Origin of the sequence: Motiliproteus sp. SC1-56, from assembly GCF_017309075.1 — a bacterium.
GTDB lineage: Bacteria > Pseudomonadota > Gammaproteobacteria > Pseudomonadales > Balneatricaceae > Motiliproteus.
The window spans coordinates 89,329-109,802 of the sequence record NZ_JAEMGS010000003.1; the positions used below are offsets into that span (position 1 = coordinate 89,329).

A 20,474-nucleotide genomic window follows, 5' to 3' on the forward strand; every position below is an offset into this window, starting at 1 on the left:
TAGCCCCTGCTGACCACGAGGCGAAACCTTTCACACGTACGCCCGATGGGCCCGCAATACCCGGCCTGTCATGCCCGCCGTTCAGACTATAACTCTCGCTTTTCAGGTTATTGCCGATCGATCTTAGTGACCGCCTACCGGGATGATAGAATCCCCGCCTTTTGCGTTGCGCTGAGGCGATCAGCCGCACCGCCCCCGCGGTAAGTAGTAGGAGTGATGATGCAATCCAATCCGTTGGCCCTGTTGCCACTGGTCCTGTTTCTGGCGCTGTTCGTCGGCAGCGGGCTCTATTTCCACGCCCAGTCGGTAGAGTTCGCCTTCTACCAGGTGCAGGCCCCGGTGGCGATTCTGCCGGCGGTGGTGCTGGCGATATTGCTCGCCCGCGGGCCGCTGAACCAGCGCATCGATACCTTCGTAAAAGGGGTGGGCGATTCCACCATCATCACCATGTGCCTGATCTATCTGCTGGCGGGTGCGTTCGCTTCCGTGGCCAAGGCGACCGGCGGCGTCGACGCCACGGTGAGCCTCGGCTTGAGCCTGATCCCGGCGCCGCTGGTGCTGCCGGGACTGTTTGTGATCACCGCGTTTATCGCCACCGCCATGGGTACGTCCATGGGCACCATCGCCGCCGTGGCGCCAATCGCCGTGGGGGTCGCTGACACCACGGGGCTTGCACTCCCGCTCTGCGTTGGCACCGTAATCGGCGGTGCGATGTTCGGCGATAACCTGTCGATCATCTCCGACACCACCATCGCCGCGACCCGCACCCAGGGGTGCAGCATGCGGGATAAATTCCGCATGAATCTGGCGATCGCCGCCCCGGCCGCGCTGCTCACCCTGGTGTGGCTGTTCCTGCAGGGGGAAAGCGGCACCGTGCCGGTCAACGAGGATGTGGCGCTGCTGCCGGTACTGCCCTACATCGCGGTACTGGGGCTGGCGCTCGCGGGCATCAACGTGATGCTGGTGCTGTTCAGCGGCTTGCTGCTGGCCGGACTGATCGGCTTGTTGAACGGAGCCGATTACACCCTGGTGAACTTGAGCAAGGATATCTACGCCGGCTACAGCGGGATGCAGGAGATCCTGCTGCTGTCGCTGCTGATCGGAGGGCTCGGTGCGTTGGTGGCCTCCGAAGGCGGGCTGGCGTTTCTATCGCGCTGCGTCGACCGCTTGACCCGCGGGCTGCAGCAGCGCGGTCATGAGCGCCGCGCCGGCGAGCTCGGCATCAGCGGCGCGGTGGCGCTGACCAACGTCTGCACCGCCAACAACACCGTGGCCATCCTGATCAGCGGCCAGTTGGCCCGCGACGTGGCAGAACGGCACAAGGTGGATGCCCGCCGCAGCGCCAGCCTGCTGGATATTTTCTCCTGCGTGGTGCAGGGGTTGCTGCCCTACGGTGCCCAGATCCTGTTGGCCTCGTCCCTGGCCGGCTTGTCACCGCTGGCGCTGGCAGGGTCGATCCATTACTGCCTGCTGCTGGGGCTGGCCGCGCTGGTGGCAATTATCCTCGGTCGTCCGCGCCACTGATCGCCTGAGCGCCCACCCGACGCGCGCGCTCATCAAATCGGAGCTGGCGGCTGGGCGCCAGCTTCGGCTCGTCCTCGTTCAAGCGGGCACGGCAAAGCCGCCTTTGGTTGCGCACGCAGGCCTGTGAGCCGCTGCCGGAAAATAGATCGGCCTCCCCGCTCCCTGTTCCCTGTTCCCTGTTCCCTGTTCCCTGTTCCCTGTTCCCCGCTCCCTGTTCCCCGCTCCCTGTTCCCCGCTCCCTGTTTTTCCCGCGCCCCTTTTCCGGCTTGCATCCCCCACAGCGCCCTTCTATAGGTCATGGAGTTTGGGGGGCATGGAGTTCGGACGCCGTTGAGGCGGACGCGTCACTTCGCCTCCAGCGACAGCCCACGACAACAGGAAAGGAGTCGATCACATGCCATTCAAGTACACAGGGTCCATACCTTTCGGCATCGGTAAAGTGGAATGGACACCCAGCACCAAGGAAAGAGAGGCGGCCTGGGCGCTGTATGTCGAGTATTCAACACGCATCACCCGGGTGCGGCGCAGCGAGGGGCCTGAAAAAGACTTCGGATCCGCGCGGCTGGCGATGGACTCGCTCTACGTTTTGCTCAATGCCACCCGCCAGGTGCTGCGAGAGGCGGGCCCCGCCATCGCCGGGAAGCCCGCATCCCTGGGGGCAATTACGATCGCGGTGCTGAACCGCAGTGTCCGCAAGCTCCTGGATGAGTTTCACCTGTCGCTTGAAGCGCACGAAGGCAACAGGTCATCCGATGTCAGTCGAATCGCCCATGAGCGGAAGTGGGCGCACTACGCGCGTTTCTGGGAAAAAATGATGTGGCTGCAGAAAGGGCTGCAATCCTACCTCAAGGTCCTTGAGGTGATCGCCGGGGTAAAGCTCGACGCGAAGAAGATGCAGTGAAGATAGCCCCCCTGCCTGCCGACCCATCACGGCAGAAGCAGACGCCGAAGATCTGCCCGGGCTAGGCCGCCTGCACGGCCACCACGAAGATGTAGACGCAGCACCCCATGCCACCGGAGAACGCCAGGCTGCGCAGGGTCGAGCGGTCCAGCACATAGAAGAGCGCGTGCAGCAGGCGAAAGCCGACGAACAGCAGGGCCGGCACCGTCAGCTCGTGCAGGTCCACCCCGGCGGCATGGGCGATAAAGATAGCGACGGTATAGACCACCAGCGACTCCCAGGCGTTTTGTTGGGCCGCCACCACCCGCGCCCCGGCGCCGGTCAGTTGCGCCTGCTGCGCCCGGGGCTGGGCGTTATCGACACGACCGAACATCTGGGCCCGAAAGTAGTGGCTGAGCCCCGCCAGCAGAATCGGCAGCAGCGAGACGATAAACAGCGTCACCAGCACCAAGGGCATCGCACGCTCCTCCAAGTAGGCTAGAAGCCCGGCCTGAGCACACCTTCCAGGGCGCCGGCGTAGCTCTTCAGCAGCTCCTCACGCCAGTGGGCGATGGGGTCGTCCGATTCCAGCAGGGCGGTATCGGAAACGCTGCCGGTCCAGAGAAAGGCGCCCAGCAGCATGAAGTCGGCAAAGCCCACCCCCTGGCCGGAGAGGAAAGGCTGCAGCTTGAGGGTCTGGCGAACCGGCGCCAGAGCCTGGCGCAGCCGCTGCAACTGCTCCGGGCTCTTGTCCTCAAATGCCTCCAGGGATACACCGAAGCGCGCCTCCCGGCTCTGGCGGAAGTAGGCCTGATCCTTTTCATCCAGGCAGTTGAGGATATCCATGATCACGATTTTGATCATCGCCGGGTGGATCACGCCCTCGAGCCAGTGCTTGATAAACAGGGCCTGGCCCTTGCTCATGGGGCTGTCGAACAGCGCCGGTCGGTCCGCGTATACCCGATCCAGGTAACAGGCGATATTCCAGGAGTCATGGATCACCTGCCCGTTGTCCTCCAGCACCGGCACCGCTCCCTGACCGGAGTGGGCGATGCTGTCCTTCTCGGTGAAGCGCCAAGAAGCGTGCTGCACCGCCAGCCCCTTGTGTGCCAGCGCCAGCCGAATGCGCCAACAGTAGGGGCTGAACACCTGGTTATCCCGTTTACCGGCCAGTTCGTAGAGTTTTCTCGCAGACAAGGCGCATGTACTCCCAATTGAAATCAACGTGAAGGCGCGGGCCAATCGCCCACCCCCAAGGTCCGAACTCTAGCAAAGGGTGACGCGGCTGCAAACTGCAAAGCGACCGCGTCCAGCCGCCGGATAATCCCGGGTCCCCCCTCTGCCGTTATTGCCCTTCCCGGGACTGCCCCCCCCCGGGCGCAGCTTCAGGGGCGCTTCAAGTAAGCACACGCTCACCCGTCTTTGCCCTAGCGCTCGTCGCTGTCACCGGCCACCGCCGGGCCCGTTCGGATTGCCCCGGGGGCGGGTATCCCTTTCAGCCACCCTGGCGCTGAAAGGGATAAATCGGCCCCAGTGCCAGGATCTCGGTCAGCTCGCTCAGGGCGGTGCGCGACTCGTAAAGCAGCTGCGGGTCGGCCAGATCCTTGGGCGCCAGGCGGTCGCGGTAGTGGGTGTCGATCCAGCGGTTGAGGCGGGCGAACAGGGCATCGCTCATCAGGGTGGCGGGGTTGGTGGCGGCAAGCTCGGCCTCGTTCAGCACCACCCGCAGGCGCAAGCAGGCGGGACCGCCGCCGTTGCTCATGCTCTGCTTGAGGTCGAACACCTCGATCTCACTGATCGGGTTGTCCTCCGCCAGGATCGCCTGCAACAGGGACCAGACCCGCGGATTCTCCCGGCACTCCTCGGGCACTACCATCAGCATATGGTCATCGTCCAGGCTCAGCAGCTGGGAGTTGAACAGGTAGCTGCCCACGGCCTCGGAGACACTGAGCTGGGCACTGCTGACCTCGACGATGTGCAGGGGCTCGCCATCGAAGGCCCGCTGCAGATCCCGCTTGACCCGCGCCTGCTCCAGGTAGGCCTGCTCGTGGCAGAGCAGGAGGTTGCGGTTGCCCACGGCAATCACATCGTTGTGAAACACCCCCGCGTCGATTACCGCCGGGTTCTGCTGGGCGAACACCACCCGGGCGCTGTCCAGGCGGTGGGCGCGGGCGATGGCCTGGGAAGCCTCCAGGGTCTGCCGGGCCGGGAAACGGCCGGGGCGGGGCTGGCTAAGATCAAACGCATGACGCCCGTAGACGAAGAAGCCCACCCCCGGCTCGCCGTAGTGGCCGCAGAAGCGGGTGTGGTTGGCGGCGCCCTCGTCACCGAAGTGCTCGATGCCCGGCAACGCCGGATGGTGCTTGAAATGGCGATCGCCGGGAAAGGTGGCGGCGAGGATGCGGCCGGTAGTGGCGTGCTCGATGGAGCGGTGAAACTTGTTGGTCAGGTTGGCCGGGGTGAAATGGACCCGGCCATCAAGGGCATCGGCGCTGGGGGAGACCGTGGCGGCGTTGGCGGTCCACATGCTGGAGGCCGAGCAGCAGGCCTCCAGAATCCGCGGTGCCTGGCGGGCGGCGTGGTGCAGCACCTGGGCGTCGCTGCCGCTGAAGCCGAGACGGCGCAGGGTGTGCACGTCGGGACGCTCCTGGGGCGCCAGCACCCCCTGGACGAAGCCCCGGTCGTGCAGGGCCTTCATCTTCGCCAGCCCCTGCTTTGCTGCCAGCCGCGGGTTGGAGACGCTGGCCTGGCTTTTCTCCGAGGCGACGTTGCCAAAGGAGAGCCCGGCGTAGTTGTGGGTGGGGCCGACCAGACCGTCAAAGTTGGCTTCAAAGGCTTTCATCGCTTGTCCTCGGGGACGACTCCCCTGCTCCTGTTCTCATTTATTTTCAATCGGTTAAGCCGCTACCTAGAGCACCAAACCCGGCGCCAGTTCGGCCGGCAGGTTCGCCCGCTCGGCTTCCAGGCTGGCCACGGGGTAGGCGCAGTAGTCGGCAGCGTAGTAGGCGCTGGGCCGGTGGTTGCCGCTGTCGCCGATCCCCCCGAAGGGGGCGGCGCTGCTGGCCCCGGTGAGCTGCTTGTTCCAGTTGACGATGCCGGCGCGGCTTTCGAGCCAGAAGCGCTCGTACTTTTCGCGGCTGTCGCTGAGGATGCCGGCGGAGAGGCCGAAACGGGTGCGGTTGGCCAGGGCGATGGCGCTGTCAAAATCCGCGTAACGGATCAGCTGCAGCAGCGGCCCGAAGTACTCTTCGTCCGGCAGTTCTTGCACCCCGCTCACCTCGATCAGCCCCGGCGAGAGCAGCCCGGTGCCGGGCTCCAGCTTGGCGGCGGCCACCAGGCTCACGCCCCCCAGTGTCTGCAGCCGTTCCTGGGCCGCCAGAATCCCATCCGCCGCGGCCTCTGAGATCAATGCCCCCATGAAGGGCTGGGGGTCGTCGTTCCAGCGCCCGACCCGAATCCGCGCCACCGCCTCGGTCAGGGCCGCGACGAAACGGTCCCCGGCCTCGCCCCGGGGCACCAGCAGGCGCCGGGCGCAGGTGCAGCGCTGGCCGGCGGTGAGGTAAGCCGACTGCAGGGTTTCGTGCACCGCAGCCTTGAGGTCACTCACCTCGTCAACGATCAACGGGTTGTTGCCACCCATCTCCAGGGCCAGGATCTTCTCCGGGTGATCGCCGAACTGGCGGTGCAGCAATCGACCGGTGGCTGAACTGCCGGTGAAGAACAATCCGGCCAGCCCCGGGTGCCCGGCCAGGGCGACGCCGGTCTCCCGCCCCCCCTGCACCAGGTTGAGCACGCCGGGCGGCAGCCCCGCCTCCTCCCAGAGCTGCACCGTGCGCTCGGCCACCGCCGGGGTCAGCTCGCTGGGCTTGAACACCAGGGTATTGCCCGCCAGCAAGGCGGGCACGATATGGCCGTTGGGCAGGTGACCGGGAAAGTTGTAGGGGCCGAACACCACCACCACCCCGTGGGGCTTGTGGCGCAGCCAGGCCCGTGCCCCGGGCACCTCGCTGCTTCTCTCACCGGTCCGCTCCTGCTGGGCCTGGATGGAGATCTCCACCTTGCCCACCATCGCCGCCACCTCGGTCCGGGTCTCCCAGAGGGGCTTGCCGGTCTCGCGGGCGATCAGTTCGGCGAGGTTTTGCGCCTCGGCCCGCAGCCGCTCGGCAAAGGCGCGCAGGATCTGCACCCGCTCATCCAGACTGCGCCGAGCCCAGCCGCTGAAGGCGCCGCGCGCCGCGGCCACGGCGTTCGCGACCTGGGATTCGCTGGCGCTGCGACCCTGCCAGACCGGCGCGCCGATCCCTGGATCCAGCGAAATCAGGGCCGCTCCCTCGCCGTCGAGCCAGCGTCCATCGATATACAGGGATTCAGACATCTTAAAACCTCCTCTGTCCGGACAGGGACGCCACCCGCAGGGTGTCGCCGGTGTCGATATTCAACGCCTCGGCCACCGCCGGGGTCAGGTTGAGAATATGGCTGCCGTCCATCGCCAGCGGGCTCAGGCAGCAGCGGAAATCCTCCATGCGGGTATTGGCCAGCATGAAGAGTTCGCCCCCGGGCGCATGGTCCACCACCTGCGCCTTGCAGTAACGGCTGTCGCGCACCAGGCGAATATCCTGCACCCGGGTTTCCAGCAGGGGCCCGCCGTCAAAAATGTCGATGTAGCCGGTATAGCGGAAGCCCTCGCTCTCCAGCAGGCGGCGGGCCGGGGTGGTATCGGGGTGGGTCTGCGCAATCGCGTTGCGCGCGGCCTCGGGCAGCATGTTGGTGTAGATCGGGTGGCGTGGCATCAGCTCGGCGATAAACACCTTGTTGCGCCCCGAGAGCTGGTCCGCCTCGGTAAAGTCGATGGAGAAGAAGTGGCGTCCCAGCCCCTCCCAGAACGGGGAGATGCCGCCACCGTCGGAAAAGCCCCGCATCTCGGCGATCACGTTGTCGGTGAAACGGCTGGCAAACTCGGCCATGAACATGAAGCGGGCCTTGGACAGCAACGAGCCGTTCTTGCTGTGACGGTACTCGGGGTCCAGGAACAGGGTGCAGATTTCCGACTGCCCGGTGTGGTCGTTGCTCAGGGTCAGGGTATCGATGGGGTTGTAAACCCCGAGCTCTCTGGACGCGTGCACCAGGGTGCCGACCCGGTAGTTGTACCAGGGGTCGCGCAGCCCCACCGCCGACTCGATGCCGCTGATACCGGCGATGGTGCCATTCTCGGTATCCTCCAGCACGAACAGGTAGAGGGCCTCGGCCAGGGGGGTCTCTGCAGCAAAGGAGGCCAGCGCCCACTCCATCTTGTCCCGCACCGCGCCCTCGTCGGGCTGCAGGGAGGTAAAGCCCGGACCGGTCTTGTGGGCCAGGGACCAGAGGCTGTCCCAGTCCCGGGCCTCGATCGGTCGAATCAACATCATGGTGGTGTCCTCAAGATTGCGCGCCGCGGCGCTCGGCCCCGGCGGCGACGTAGTCGGCGGACCGTTATCCTCCGCCGGCGGTACAAATTAAAAGTTCAGCGGGCAGAAGCGCACCGGGTCGGTCTCGCTCAGACCGAGGGCCTTGGCCAGGGTGGCGCTCGCGTGGGCATCCCCCGTTGCCAGCGGTGTCAGCAGGCAGCGAAACGCGCCTAGGGCACCGCCGGCCACCAGCCCGGGGCGGCCATCGGCGGCCTCTTCCAGGGTCTCCAGGGTGGCCGTCACGCTCGTGTTCAACGAGCGGATGCGATCGGTGGACGCCTCCAGGGTGGGGCCGGCATCGAAGATGTCCACGTAGCCGCGGTACTCAAACCCCTCCCGCTCCAGCAGCGCCCGCACCGGCGCCACATCCGGGCGCAGCTCGCCGATCGCGGCCTGGGCCGCCGGCGGCAGGAGCGGAACGTAAACCGGGTAGCGGGGCATCAGGTCGGCGATAAAGCTCTTTTTCTGAATCCCGGTGAGGTAGTTGGCGCGGGCGTACTCCATGCTGAAGAAGTGGCGCCCCAGCGACTCCCAGAACGGGGATTGCCCATTGGCGTCCACCATACCCTGCAGTTCCACCAGGGTGCGGTCGGCAAAGCGCTCGCGGTGGGCCGCCATGAACAGCATCCGGGCCCGGGAGAGCAGTTGCAGGTTGGCGTCCGTACGGTGCGCCGGCGCCAGAAACAGGGTACACAGGCGGCTGGCGCCAGTGTAATCGTGGCACAGGTGCAGCGCGGGAATGCGGTTGTGAATCTGCAGCTCGCTGGAGGCGTGCACCAGCTGCTCCACCCGGTAGCTGTAGAAAGGCGCATCCAGCCCCACGGCGGCGTTGATCCCGCACACGCCGAGCACCTCCCCGGTCTCGCGCTCTTCAAGTACGAAGTGGTAGCTCTGCTCACCGGGTTGGCTCACCTCGGCACGGAGCGCCTGCTGAGTGGCGCCGATCAGCTCGCTCAGGTGATCGCGGTTGGCAGGGAGGGTCGAAAGGCTGCCGCCGGCCACCACCGCCAGCTGCTCCAGGGCCTGGATATCGCCAAAATTGACAGGACGTACGACGCGCATCAGTTTGCCTCCAGCCAGCTCAAATCATCGCTGGCGGCCAGTCGCATCAGCAACAGGGCGCTGAGCTTCGCCCGGGGCACCAGGCTGTCGGCGAGCAGGTACTCGTCGCCGCTGTGGATCTTGCCCCCCTGCACCCCCAGGGTATCGACGTTGGGCAGCCCGGCGGCGGCCAGGTTGTTGCCGTCACAGCAGCCACCGGTAGGGTGCCACTGCAGATCAAGCCCCACCGTCAGGCCGCAGTCGCGGGTCAGCTCGAAGAGGCGCTGGTTAGCCCCGCTCAGCACCTTAGGCTTGCGGGTAAAGCCGCCGTGCAGGCTCAGGTGAATGCCCTCGCGGCGGTTGAGCTGCTCGATCAGCGCGTCAATCCGGTCGCGGCACCAGGCCTCGTCATCGGGCTGGGCTAGGCGCACGTTGAAGCGCACCAGGGCCGTATCGGGGACCATGTTGACCGCCCCGCCCCCCTGGATAAAACCGGGGTTGAGGGTCACCCCCTCGCGCTGACCGTTGAGATCGTCCAGGGCGCTGACAAAGTCACAAAGGGCGCGGATGGCGTTGCGTCCCAGGTGGTGCTCGCGGCCGGCGTGGGCTGCCCGGCCCCGGGCCACCACAGTGAAGTTACCGCTGCCCTTGCGGGCGCCGGCCAGGCTACCGTCGGCAAAACAGGGCTCGTATACCAGTCCCAGGTGGTTACGCTGGGCGGCTTCGGCCAGCAGCGGCGCGGACGCCGCCGAACCGATCTCCTCGTCGGGGTTCAACAGCACCTCCCAGCCGATGCGCTCGGCCCAGGGGCTCCGCTCCAGGGCCTCCAACGCCTTGAACATCATCACCAGACCGCCTTTGAGGTCGGCCACGCCGGGCCCGTTGAGGGTGTTGTCATCCAGCCAGCGGACCTGCTGAAAGTCATGGTCGGGGCCGAACACGGTGTCCAGGTGCCCGCAGAGAAACACCCGCAGGGGGGCATCGGGGCGCTTACGGATGCGCAGGGCGCGTCCCAGGGGACGGGTTTGAATCTCCCCGTGGGCATCCACCTCCTGGTAGGGGGCGACCTCAATCCACTCCCGCGCCCCCCCGAGGCCGGCACTGAGCTGATCAAAAGCCCTTCCCACGGCATTGACCCCGTCGGCGTTGAACGAGCCGGAGTTGATGCGGGACAGCGCGATAGTCGCCTCCAGCATCGGCCGGCGCTTGTCGTCCAGCCAGGCGAGCCAGGGTGTAAAAGGGCAATCGTTGGACATGAGGGCTCCTCAAGGAGGTCTTGTTCTTTTAGAGCCTAGTATTTCGTAAAAGCGACGGCAGTACTGTCGTCGATGCGACCCAAAATTTTGCGCTTTGAAAGATATGAAAGAAGAAAAGGGGCGCTAACCGGCGGGCGGTTTCGGCTCTTCAGCGGGAGGGAGCTTTCAGCGACCACCGAGCGGGCGCCGCAAGAATCGAGGCTGTACCGCGCCTGCCCGGGCGCGGTACGGCGAAGGGATGAGGCTTGGCAATCAGCCGGCCGCCGCTTCCGGCCCCTCGGCGATAACCGCCGCGATGGCCCGCTCCAGCCGCTCCATCCCCAGCTCGATCTCCTCCAGCTCGATGATCAGCGAGGGGGTAAAGCGCAGCACCTTGGGACCGGCCATCAGCAGCATCACCCCCGCCTCCCGGGCGGCGGCGAGAAAGCGTCCGGCCTGCCCGTGCCAGGGGGGCGTCAGCTCGGCACCGATCAGCAACCCGCCACCGCGGATTTCGCTGAAGATACCCTGGCGGGCGTTGATCGCCTCAAGCGCCGCGCGGAAGCGGTCGTGACGTTCAGCGACGCCGTTCAGTACCTCGGGGGTGTTGATCAGCGCCAGGGCTTCTGCCGCCACGGCGCAGGCCAGCGGGTTACCGCCGTAGGTACTGCCGTGGGTACCGAATCCGAAGCTCTGCGCCACCGCCTCGGTGCAGAGCATGGCGCCGACGGGGAAGCCGCCTCCCAGCGCCTTGGCACTGGTCAGAATGTCCGGGGTGACGCCCAGCGCCTCGTAACCGTAGAGATGCCCGGTACGGCCAACCCCGGTCTGGATCTCATCAAACACCAACAAAGCGTTGTGACGGTCGCAAAGCGCGCGCACCCCGCGGGCAAACGCGGGATCGGCGGGAATCACGCCCCCTTCCCCCTGGATCGGCTCCATCACCACCGCGCAGGTGCGGTCTGAAATCGCCGCCTCCAGGGCCGCCAGGTCGTTGAAGTCGACGTGGCTGACGCCGGCCGGCACCGGCTCAAAGCCCTCCCGGTACTTGGCCTGCCCACCCACGGTGAGAGTAAACAGGGTCCGGCCGTGGAAGCTCTGGTTGAAGGCGATGATCTCGTGCTTTTCCGGTCCGAAGTGATCGAAGGCGTACTTGCGGGCCAGCTTGAAGGCGGCCTCGTTGGCCTCCGCGCCGGAGTTGCAGAAAAATACCCGGTCGGCGAAGGTGGCTGCCGTGATCTCACCGGCCAGACGCAGGGCCGGCTCGTTGGTGAAAACGTTGGACAGGTGCCAGAGCCGTTCGGCCTGCCCCTTGAGCACGTCCACCAGGCGCGGGTGGCAGTGCCCCAGGGCGTTGACGGCGATGCCGCCTGCAAAATCAATGTACTCGGTTCCCGCCTGATCCCAGACGCGGCTGCCACGCCCCCGCACCGGCACCACGGCCTGGGGGTTGTAGTTGGGCACCATCACCTGGTCAAAGGTGGCGCGATTCACCGGCTTGTCGCTCATAATTTACCTCGATAACGGGGGCCTTCGGCCCCATTACTGCAATTGTCCCAGCTCGCGCACCGCGACCGACAGCATGGCCAGGTTGGCCTGCTCCTGACCCTGGATTTCAGCGCAGGTGGCGCGAAACTGCCCCAGAGCCTGCTGCTGGGCCTGTTGCCACTGGTTGATTCTCTCCTCGACGCTCTGCTCACCCAGCTCCGCCAGCACGCCCTTGCCGGCCCGGGCCAGGGCCCGGTCCAGCTCATCGCCGAGGGCGGCGCGCGCCTTGCGCTGCCAGAGATCCGGCGCCGGCAGGGCCTGGATCCGCTCGCGGAGCCGATCCAGCCCCAGGTCCCGCTCGAGCTGCAGGTAGGCCTGGGCCGCCTGAACCACGGGCTGCTCGCACTGGTGCGCCAGGCGCACCATCTCCAGCAGGTGGTAGGCCCGCTCCAGGAAGCTGAGTCGCTGTACCAGCGCCTCGGGCAGCCCCGCGGCAACCAGCTCCTGCTGCTGCTGTTGCCAGGCGTCGTTGTCCTCGCTCGGCAGCAGGCTGGGGAGCTGCTCAATGATGTCGCTGACGCCGGTGACATAGACGCCCTGCAGCTCACTCACGCTCAGCGGCTGGCCGTGGGTGCGCAGCAGCCAGAGCACCGAGCGCTCCAGCAGGTTCTGGATCTTCAGCATCAGGCCGGCAAAGAGGCTGTCGTCCAGTTCCGCCTCCTGCGCCTCCAGGGCCTGCCACAACGGTTCGATGGCAAAGATGTCCCGCGCCGCGAAAAAGGCCCGCACCGCGTCGATGGCGCTGCAGCGGGTCTCCTGCTGCAGGTAGTTGATGTAGGTGGAGCCCATGCGGTTGAGCACGGCGTTGGTGACGTGGGTCGCCAGCAGCTCCTGGCGCAGGGGGTGCTGCTGCAGACGGGCCCCGTAGTGCTCCTGGATCGGGGTCGGGAAATAGCCCGGCAGCTCCCGGCTCAGGTCCGGATCGGCGCTGATGCCGGCGTCCACCAACTGGTCAAACAGGGCCAGCTTGGCGTAGGCCAGCAGCACGGCCACCTCCGGCCGGGTCAGCCCCTCGCCGGCCCGGGCCAGCTCCTCGAGCTGCTCGTCGGCGGGCAGGAACTCCAGCTTGCGCTTGAGCCGTCCCTCCTGCTCCAGGCGCTGAATCAGCTGGCGGTGATCTCCCATGTGGGCGCTCACCTGGTGCATAGCCAGGCTCAACACCTGGCTCTGCAGCCGGTTGTGACGCAGCACCAGCCCCGCCACCTCGTCGGTCATGGAGGCCAGCAGCTTGTTGCGCTGCTTCTCGGTCATATCCTGGGCGGCCACCTCCTGGTCGAGCAGGATCTTGAGGTTGACCTCGTGGTCGGAGGAGTCCACGCCACCGGCGTTGTCGATGGCGTCGGTATTGATCAGCCCCCCCTGGCGGGCGAACTCGATACGACCGAGCTGGGTGCAGCCGAGATTACCGCCCTCGCCCACCACCTTGACCCGCAGCTCGCGGCCATCCACGCGCAGGCCGTCGTTGGCGCGATCCCCCACCTGCTGGTGGGTCTCGGTGCTGGCCTTGACATAGGTACCGATGCCGCCGTTCCAGAGCAGGTCCACCGGCGCCTTCAGAATGTGCTGAATCAGCTCGGTGGGGGTCATGCGACGCTGGCGGATATCCAGGGCGGCACGGGCCTCGTCACTCAGCTCCACCGACTTGGCGGCGCGGGAGTAAACACCACCGCCCTTTGAGATCAGCGTCTTGTCATAGTCATCCCAGGTGGAGCGGGGCAGCTCAAAGAGGCGCTTGCGCTCTTCCCAGCTGCGGGCGGCGTCCGGCTCCGGGTCGATGAAAATATGCTGGTGGTTAAACGCGGCGACCAGACGGATGTGCTTGGAGAGCAGCATGCCGTTGCCGAACACGTCCCCGCCCATGTCGCCGATGCCGACCACCGTGAAATCCTGGCGCTGGGTATCCAGCCCCCGCTCCAGGAACAGTCGCTTGACCGACTCCCAGGCACCGCGGGCGGTAATCCCCATCTTCTTGTGGTCGTAGCCGTTGGCGCCGCCGGAGGCGAAGGCGTCCCCCAGCCAGAAGCCATACTCCTTGGAGATGCGGTTGGCGATATCGGAAAACGATGCGGTGCCCTTGTCCGCCGCCACCACCAGGTAGGGGTCGTCCTCGTCATGGCGCACCACCTCGGGGGGCGGGATCACGTCCTCGCCGCTGCGATTGTCGGTGATGTCCAGCAGGCCGCGAATAAAGGTTTCGTAGCAATGGATGACCTCGGCCTGCACCGCCTCCCGGCTGCTGGTGGGCAGCTGCTTGGCGACGAAACCGCCCTTGGCCCCCACCGGCACGATGACCGCGTTTTTCACCATCTGCGCCTTCACCAGGCCCAATACCTCAGTACGGAAATCCTCCCGCCGGTCGGACCAGCGCAGCCCGCCCCGGGCGACCTTGCCGCCGCGCAGGTGGACACCCTCGACCCAGGGGGCGTAGACAAAGATCTCGAAACGGGGGCGCGGCTGGGGCGCGGCGGGAATGCTGTCAGTATCCAGCTTGATCGACAGGTAGCCCTTGGCCTCACCCTCGTCTGTCTGCTGGTAGAAGTTGGTCCGCAACATGGCCAGCAGCAGGCTCAGGTAGTGGCGCAAAATCCGGTCTTCATCCAGGTTGTCGACCCCGTCCAGCGCCGATTCCAGGGCCGAGACCAGTTTCTCCTGACGCTCCTGCCGGGGCTGGCGGAAGTGGGGATCAAAGCGGGCCTCGAACAACTGAACCAGCTGCCGGGAAATATGGCTGTGCAGTGCCAGGGTGCGCTCCATGGAGGCCTGGCTGAACGGCAGCCCGAGCTGCAGCAGGTACTTGCAGCAGGCGCGCAATACCAGCACCTGGCGCCAGCTGAGACCGGCGGCGATCACCAGGGCATTGAAGCCGTCGTTCTCCAGTTCCCCCAGGTGCGTGCGCACGAAGGTCTGCTGGAACTGCTCCTTGAGGTGACGATCCTCGGGGTCAAAGCTTCCCGCCACCGAGAGGCGGAAGTCGAGAATCCAGTAGGCCTGCCCTTCCCGGTCCTTGAGCCGGTAAGGACGCGCGTTCAGCACCCGTACCCCCATCTGTTCGAGAATCGGCAGCAGATCGGACAGGGCCAGGCCGTCGCCGCGGCCCAGCACCTTGAAGTGCAGGCTGTTGTACTCCTCCAGCGGCCGGTAGAGGTAGGTCGACAGCCGGCCCTCACCGTCCAGGTCCGCCAGGCGCTGCAGGTCGATCACCGCGCGCCGGGGGCTGTAGTCGGCCTGATAGGCGGCCGGCAGATTGTGGGCGAAGTCGCGGTAGATCCGGTTGCCGCTGGCCTCGCCCACCTTCTCCACCAGGGCCTGGAGCAGGCGGTCCTCCCAGGAGGTCATCGCCTCGACCATCCGCGCTTCCAGGGCTTCCACCTCCAGGTCCCGCTCGTGGGCGTTGCGACAGTGAATGGTGAACTGGACCTGGGCCAGGGCCTGGTCGGAGAGGCGCACGTTGAACTCGCTGCTGTGGCCCTCGAAGGTCTCCATCAGCAGGTCCTGCATTTTCAGGCGCAGGACGGTGTCGTAGTGATCCCGGGGCACCAGCACGAGCGCGTTGATAAAGCGCCCGTAGCTGTCGGGACGCAGGAACAGCCGCAGCTGACGACGCTCCTCGCATTCGAGCATACCGAACAGGGTCTGTTCCAGGTTCTCGTAATCGGCCTGCAGCATCTCGTCACGGGGGTACTGACTGATCAGGTGACGCAGGGATTTACCGCTGTGGCTGTCGGCGGGCAGGTTGGCGGACTCCAGCAGGCGAGCCAGTTTATGGCGCAGCATGGGCACCTGCTCAAGCGGCGTGCTGTAGGCGCTGGAGGCGTAAAGGCCGAAGAAACGCCACTCGCCCAACACCTGCCCCTGCTCGTCAATCTTGCGCACCCCCACGTAATCCAGGTGGGCATTGCGCTGCACGGTGGAGCGCATGGTGGACTTGGTCAGCACCAGCAGTTCCGGGCGTTGCGCCAGCTCGCTCAGGTGCGGGGTAAGCTCGATGCGCCGTTGCCTCTCGCTGGCGGGCTCGCCGAAGGTACCCAGGCCCGAATCCGCCTCGTAATTGACCACGCAGCGATCCGGGGTCTGCACCTCCAGGTGGTAATAACGAAACCCGAGGAACAGGAAATTGTCCTCCATCAACCAACGCAAAAAAGCGATGTTCTCCGCTTTGGCTTCGTCGCTGGCCGCGATATTGGCATGCGCCTCGCTCCAGGCCACCGCCTCCTCCAGCCGGGCCTTCATGGCGTCCCAGTCCTTGACGGCCCGGGACACGTCGTTCAACGCCCCCTGCACCTGCTTCTTCAGCGCGTTCAGGGCCTTGGCGTCAGGCTGGTGATCCACCTCCAGTCGCATCAGGGCCTCGGGAATGGCCCTCTCGTCGCGCTGGGTGTCGTCCAGCACCTGCTGCAAACGGCCGTTGCCGTCGCGCACCACCCGGATCACCGGGTGGGTGATCTGGTGCAGCCGGATGCCGGCATCGGCGAGGGCCAGGTTGATGCTGGAGACCAGGAAGGGCATGTCGTCGCTCAGCACTTCCACTACCGTGTGGGTGCTGTGCCAACGATGGTCCTCCGGGTTGGGGTTGTAACACCGCACCAGGGGTTTACCCGGGCGGCGCTGCTGGACCAGGTCCCACAGGCAGAGCAGCGCGCCGTAGAGATCCTCGATGGCCATCTGGGCCATCTCCCGCGCATGGCTGCGGCCATAGTAGACCTCCGCCAGCTGCTGGGCGGCGGCACGGCTTTCCGCCGGCAGGCGCTCGGCCAGCAGCTCTTTGACTTGATTGATCCCGGATTTTTTAATCTCGACCAGCGTATTCATGGAGGCAGGGTGGTTCTCTTTTTTATTGGCAGACAAGAAGTTCGTAGTACGCCCCGGACGGACCGGCGTGTTCCGCACTATTATCCGTGCAAAGCATCCGTGCCGTCAGGGGATTTAATTTCAATAAAGCGACCCGGAGTTTTTGCCAGCTGACATCCACAACTCCGTGCGCGGGGCTTTAAGCCATTCTACAGGGCTACCTGTAGCAGAATTAATTGCTGTTTACATAAAAAAGCCCGGTGTTTTGCAAACAAAACCGGGCCGTGCGGTGTCTTCGGGTCGCGCGCTCAGCTAATACCCTTGTCACGAAGGAAAGTCGCCAGCTCCTTGTCCACGACCAGGATATGGTTGCGCAGCCAGGCGGTGAGAAAATTGAGAAAGGCGGCGGACTCTTCCCGGTCGTTGACCAGCAGCCGCAGATCGAAGTCAAACAGCTCGGCCGCGGTCTGGTTATGGCGCTCCTTGTGGTCCCGGTAGCCGGGGTAGCCGTGCTCGCGCATCAGCGCCTCCTCGCAGGAGAAGTGCTCCACCACGTAATCGAGCAACTGGTTGAGTATGGGCAGGAACTCGGCACTGCTATCGCCCCGCTCCAGGGCGTCCCAGGTGTCGTTGATGTAGCCGATAAAGCGGCTGTGCTGCTCATCAATCAGGGTGATGCCCAGCCGCAGGCTGTCGTCAAAAACAAACTTGCTCATCGATGCAAAATCCTTTGCCGGGTAAGTTGCTGTTAAATCCCTCAAAGCCGACCTTTCTTGGGGACCTTGTCCCACATTTTCGCCAGCAGCGCCTGCCGGGCGGGATGCTCCGGCAGCGGCACAATTTCGCGCACGGCAAAGCCCTTGCTGGTGGTATCGCGCAGCACCGCGCGCTTCATCGGCTGACCGTCATGATCGAAGATCACTTCTACGTCGGGGGCGGCGGCGCTAGTGCCCGGGCCGACGGCGATCCCAATCTCGCCGCTGACCAGCCGGCAGGCGCTTCCCGGGGGAAACATGCCCAGCTCCTTGATAAACAACTGGGCCAGGGTGCCGTCGATCTCCTCACCCCGGGACAGGAAAATATCCCGCAGCGCCTCCTTGGGCAGCCGCTTGTCCCGATCCCCTCTTTGCCGGACCATGGCGGCAAAGGTGTCCGCCACCGCCAGCACCCGCGCCACCTGGGCGATCTGGTTCTCCTTCAGCCCCTGGGGGTAACCGCTGCCGTTGAGCCGTTCATGGTGCTGCTGAACCGCCTGTAACCAGGTGGGATCCACCACCCCGGCCTTTTTCAGGAGCGCCACGGTGGTGGTGGGGTGCTTACGTATCTGCTGCCACTGCTCATCGGTCAACGGCTCCTCACGGAGCTGCAGTTCATCCTGCAGCTGCCACATGCCCACGTCGTGGGTGAGGCCAGCGGCCACCAGCGAGACCCGCTGCGCCGGCCCGATGCCGATGCGGGTACCGAGCACCTCGCAAAGCACTGCAACATGGAAGGCTTTGATGTGGGAGTAGGCTTTGCCTTCGGCGAGGTGAATCGCCGCCAGCAGACCGTCGTGGTGCTTCTCCGCGGCACGGTGAATACGCTCGGCCAGCAGGTTGACCTTGGCACGGGTGGTTTCATCGGGTCCCCGGGCGAACTCCTGGTAGATTATCGCCAGCAGCCCGTAGTGACTCTCGACCCACTCGAACACGTCCACCAGCCGGTCGCTCTCTTTTTCTTGCTGGGCCCGGGCCAGACCGCTTCGGTAGGCTGCGGACCCGGGCTTGTCCGGCGAGGCGTAGATATACACCTTCTGGTTGACGAGCTTGTTGCGCTGGACCTCATCCTTGATCACATATCCTTTCTTCAACAGCAAAGCGCCCGTTTCAGAATGCACCGAGTGACGCAGCGGCTGACCGATCTCGATATCCTGCTCCCGGAGCCGCCGGTAGCCGATTATTTTCTTTCCTTCCATACAACTCTGAAGGCGCTCTGAAAGGCCTTTTTCTGCAATCAAGTGAACAATGGCCACAGTAGACCTCAAGCGCTCGCAAGATGCCAGCCCCGCGTCACCCAAGGAGCGGCATTGGGCCTATAGTATTGAATAGCCCGAATGCCTACCCCTGCTGCCAAACCGAGGCCCCCGATGACCAGCCGCCTGCTCAGCCCCCTCGCCGCGCTTCTTATCAGCCTTCCCGTGTTGGGGGCAACGCCGAAGGATACGTACTTCGCCCTGGCCGTTACCGAAAACTCCCATAACCACGGCGGCAGCAACCTGTTGTTTCTGGACTTTCAGGAGCAGTTCGAACGGGCTTCTGATGACAAGACCCAACGGGTCGCCTCGCCGCGGCTGAACAACACCAAAATCCAACTGGACGCGAAGCTCGACGAATGGCCCGAGGCGCAATTCACCACAGTGCAGAGCCGGGTGATGAACAACTATCCCCTCAGCGAGTATTACGACGTGGTGCCGGTGCCCATCCAGATCGCCTCGGCCCATGACGACGAGTACCTCTACTTCGCCCTGCGCTTCACCGACGCCAACCACGACGCCTCCATCAACCGTAACCGCTGGATCAAGGATGCCACGGGCTGGCGCCCCCAGCCCCACACGCTGCCCAATCCCGGAGCGCCCACCGCGAGCGCGGTAAACCGCGGTGACCGCCTGCTCGGCAATGAGAGCGAAGACCGGGTTTTCTTGATGTTTCCAATAGTCGACCAGCAGGGAAACTTCCGCGATGGGGGCCACGGCTGTGCCGGCTACTGCCACAGCAATCTGGTTGAGTCCCCTCCCCCGGGCGAGGGGACCATCGGCGCCGAGGTAGCCGCCATGCACACCGCCCTGCCCGGCGATCGCGCCGATATCTGGCACTGGACATCGACCCGCAGCGCCCCGGCGCAGACCCTCAAGGACGCCCACCTGATTTATGGGCCGGGGTCCGAAAATGGACGCAAGGCGGATCCTGGGCAGTCCCCGGATGTGGATAACGACCGCGCCAGCCTTCAGTTCGATGCGGCGACGGAGCCCGGGCCTGCCTACATCAGCCGACGTGAATTCGAAGCCGGCCTGTACCAGCGGCTGAGCCACAGCACGACGCAGTTAAGGGAAGGTGGAACGCTACGCATCGAGCCGGAAATGGACTTCGCGCTGGGCGTCAGTCTGCCTTACTCGATCCATCGACCCAGCAGCGGTAGCCGCGCCGATGTCACCGTCGTCAGTCGCTTTGACCCGACCACCAACCTCTGGACACTGGAGATGCGCCGCCGCCTGGACACCGGCGACCCGGAGCACGACCATATCTTCACTGCCGGTACCGCAAGCCTGCCCCCCAGGGCTGAGCTGATACGGCCAGGTAGCCCGGAGCAGGGAGCCAAACTGTTCGAGGAGAAGGGGTGCGTCCATTGCCACGGGGAGGAAGGGGAAGGGGTATTTGAAGCGGGTGCCTGGAAATTCCCCCGCATCCAGCGGGCATCCGGCCCCCTGATCTTCAAGACCGCAGACCCGCACCGTCCCAAGCGGCTACGCTCGCTTGCCTACCGGCGTGGCGAGAACGTTGAGATGCCCGCAGCGCTGATGCCCACCATTCCGCTGACCGCGCAGCAGGCGGAAGACATCGCCAGCTGGCTGCAGGACCAGTTTACGCCCTTGGGCCGCTGACCGGCGGAGGCCAAAGCAGGAACAGCACGCTCAGCACCACCTCCACCCCCAGGTAAAGCCGGCTGGCGGTATCCGGCGTGCCGTCGACCGCCCAGCCGACAAGGCGCGCCAGCACCACCAGCGCCAACAGCCCGCCGAGCGCCAGGATGCCTGCGCGCGGCAGCCGCCAGGCACACCAGAGCGCTGCCAGCCCGAGTCCCGCCATCATGCCGTTGAGGCCCCGCAGGTGGCCCAGGGCCGTCGCGTCCGGCGCCAGCAGCCCGCCGCCGTAGTCGACGGGAAACAGCACCCCGAGCAGCCCCGGCTGCACCAGGCTCAGACCCAGAAGCAACAATCCCAGCCGCAGCAGGCGACGGTGCCAACGCCTCATCCCGGCT

Annotated in this window: 15 protein-coding genes; 3 read left to right on the forward strand and 12 right to left on the reverse strand. The window is 65.4% G+C overall.

Features of this window, described 5'->3' with window-relative positions:
* The first annotated feature begins 216 nt into the window (after nt 1–216).
* Together JGZ97_RS04090 and JGZ97_RS04095 are read left to right on the forward strand one after the other, a co-directional pair.
* Nucleotides 217–1,524 carry a Na+/H+ antiporter NhaC family protein gene (locus JGZ97_RS04090; protein WP_207061337.1) on the forward strand — a complete coding sequence of 436 codons (1,308 nt, stop codon included), beginning with the start codon at nt 217–219 and terminating at the stop codon, nt 1,522–1,524.
* 394 nt (nt 1,525–1,918) lie between these two features.
* On the forward strand, nt 1,919–2,425 hold the full coding sequence (locus JGZ97_RS04095) for a hypothetical protein (RefSeq protein ID WP_207061338.1): 507 nt from the start codon (nt 1,919–1,921) through the stop codon (nt 2,423–2,425).
* Nucleotides 2,426–2,486: 61 nt separating this feature from the next.
* Here the strand turns inward: JGZ97_RS04095 and JGZ97_RS04100 are convergent, their stop codons facing one another.
* From JGZ97_RS04100 to JGZ97_RS04150, 11 genes are all read right to left on the reverse strand, one after another.
* Nucleotides 2,487–2,882, reverse strand: a complete 396-nt coding sequence (locus JGZ97_RS04100; RefSeq protein WP_207061339.1) for an MAPEG family protein — start codon at nt 2,880–2,882, stop codon at nt 2,487–2,489.
* A 20-nt stretch (nt 2,883–2,902) separates the two neighbouring features.
* Nucleotides 2,903–3,601, reverse strand: coding sequence for a glutathione S-transferase N-terminal domain-containing protein (locus tag JGZ97_RS04105; RefSeq protein WP_207061340.1), 699 nt, complete (start codon nt 3,599–3,601; stop codon nt 2,903–2,905).
* Nucleotides 3,602–3,899: 298 nt separating this feature from the next.
* Nucleotides 3,900–5,246, reverse strand: coding sequence for an N-succinylarginine dihydrolase (astB, locus tag JGZ97_RS04110; protein WP_207061341.1), 1,347 nt, complete (start codon nt 5,244–5,246; stop codon nt 3,900–3,902).
* A gap of 66 nt (nt 5,247–5,312) precedes the next feature.
* Nucleotides 5,313–6,779, reverse strand: coding sequence for a succinylglutamate-semialdehyde dehydrogenase (gene astD, locus JGZ97_RS04115; RefSeq protein WP_207061342.1), 1,467 nt, complete (start codon nt 6,777–6,779; stop codon nt 5,313–5,315).
* A gap of 1 nt (nt 6,780) precedes the next feature.
* Nucleotides 6,781–7,809, reverse strand: coding sequence for an arginine N-succinyltransferase (astA, locus tag JGZ97_RS04120; protein WP_207061343.1), 1,029 nt, complete (start codon nt 7,807–7,809; stop codon nt 6,781–6,783).
* 87 nt (nt 7,810–7,896) lie between these two features.
* A complete protein-coding gene (locus tag JGZ97_RS04125) occupies nt 7,897–8,910 on the reverse strand; it encodes an arginine N-succinyltransferase (RefSeq protein WP_207061344.1) in 1,014 nt (337 codons plus the stop codon).
* Nucleotides 8,910–10,145 carry a hydrolase gene (locus tag JGZ97_RS04130; protein WP_207061345.1) on the reverse strand — a complete coding sequence of 412 codons (1,236 nt, stop codon included), beginning with the start codon at nt 10,143–10,145 and terminating at the stop codon, nt 8,910–8,912. The genes JGZ97_RS04125 and JGZ97_RS04130 overlap by 1 nt, the downstream gene beginning before the upstream one ends.
* A 252-nt stretch (nt 10,146–10,397) precedes the next feature.
* Nucleotides 10,398–11,633, reverse strand: a complete 1,236-nt coding sequence (locus JGZ97_RS04135) for an aspartate aminotransferase family protein (protein WP_207061346.1) — start codon at nt 11,631–11,633, stop codon at nt 10,398–10,400.
* A gap of 33 nt (nt 11,634–11,666) precedes the next feature.
* Nucleotides 11,667–16,481 (reverse strand): NAD-glutamate dehydrogenase, encoded by a 4,815-nt coding sequence (locus tag JGZ97_RS04140; RefSeq protein WP_207061347.1) that lies wholly within the window; start codon nt 16,479–16,481, stop codon nt 11,667–11,669.
* A gap of 287 nt (nt 16,482–16,768) precedes the next feature.
* The gene (locus JGZ97_RS04145) at nt 16,769–17,176 is read right to left on the reverse strand and encodes a bacteriohemerythrin (protein WP_207061348.1); all 408 of its coding nucleotides are present in this window, start codon (nt 17,174–17,176) and stop codon (nt 16,769–16,771) included.
* A 41-nt stretch (nt 17,177–17,217) separates the two neighbouring features.
* Entirely contained in the window at nt 17,218–18,414 is a 1,197-nt protein-coding gene (locus tag JGZ97_RS04150) for an HD-GYP domain-containing protein (RefSeq protein ID WP_207061349.1), read from the reverse strand.
* 171 nt (nt 18,415–18,585) lie between these two features.
* On the opposite strand from JGZ97_RS04150, the gene JGZ97_RS04155 reads away from it, so the two are divergent.
* Nucleotides 18,586–20,097, forward strand: coding sequence for an ethylbenzene dehydrogenase-related protein (locus JGZ97_RS04155; protein WP_207061350.1), 1,512 nt, complete (start codon nt 18,586–18,588; stop codon nt 20,095–20,097).
* Here the strand turns inward: JGZ97_RS04155 and JGZ97_RS04160 are convergent.
* Nucleotides 20,078–20,467 (reverse strand): DUF4345 domain-containing protein, encoded by a 390-nt coding sequence (locus JGZ97_RS04160; RefSeq protein ID WP_207061351.1) that lies wholly within the window; start codon nt 20,465–20,467, stop codon nt 20,078–20,080. The two genes, JGZ97_RS04155 and JGZ97_RS04160, sit on opposite strands and share 20 nt — an antisense overlap.
* Nucleotides 20,468–20,474: the final 7 nt, after the last annotated feature.

Coding starts and splice junctions, on each gene's coding strand:
- JGZ97_RS04090 (WP_207061337.1), top strand. CDS start 217: ATGATGCAATCCAATCCGTTGGCCCTGTTGCCACTGGTCCTGTTTCTG.
- JGZ97_RS04095 (WP_207061338.1), top strand. CDS start 1,919: ATGCCATTCAAGTACACAGGGTCCATACCTTTCGGCATCGGTAAAGTG.
- JGZ97_RS04100 (WP_207061339.1), bottom strand. CDS start 2,882: ATGCCCTTGGTGCTGGTGACGCTGTTTATCGTCTCGCTGCTGCCGATT.
- astB (WP_207061341.1), bottom strand. CDS start 5,246: ATGAAAGCCTTTGAAGCCAACTTTGACGGTCTGGTCGGCCCCACCCAC.
- astD (WP_207061342.1), bottom strand. CDS start 6,779: ATGTCTGAATCCCTGTATATCGATGGACGCTGGCTCGACGGCGAGGGA.
- astA (WP_207061343.1), bottom strand. CDS start 7,809: ATGATGTTGATTCGACCGATCGAGGCCCGGGACTGGGACAGCCTCTGG.
- JGZ97_RS04125 (WP_207061344.1), bottom strand. CDS start 8,910: ATGCGCGTCGTACGTCCTGTCAATTTTGGCGATATCCAGGCCCTGGAG.
- JGZ97_RS04130 (WP_207061345.1), bottom strand. CDS start 10,145: ATGTCCAACGATTGCCCTTTTACACCCTGGCTCGCCTGGCTGGACGAC.
- JGZ97_RS04135 (WP_207061346.1), bottom strand. CDS start 11,633: ATGAGCGACAAGCCGGTGAATCGCGCCACCTTTGACCAGGTGATGGTG.
- JGZ97_RS04140 (WP_207061347.1), bottom strand. CDS start 16,481: ATGAATACGCTGGTCGAGATTAAAAAATCCGGGATCAATCAAGTCAAA.
- JGZ97_RS04145 (WP_207061348.1), bottom strand. CDS start 17,176: ATGAGCAAGTTTGTTTTTGACGACAGCCTGCGGCTGGGCATCACCCTG.
- JGZ97_RS04150 (WP_207061349.1), bottom strand. CDS start 18,414: ATGGAAGGAAAGAAAATAATCGGCTACCGGCGGCTCCGGGAGCAGGAT.
- JGZ97_RS04155 (WP_207061350.1), top strand. CDS start 18,586: ATGACCAGCCGCCTGCTCAGCCCCCTCGCCGCGCTTCTTATCAGCCTT.
- JGZ97_RS04160 (WP_207061351.1), bottom strand. CDS start 20,467: ATGAGGCGTTGGCACCGTCGCCTGCTGCGGCTGGGATTGTTGCTTCTG.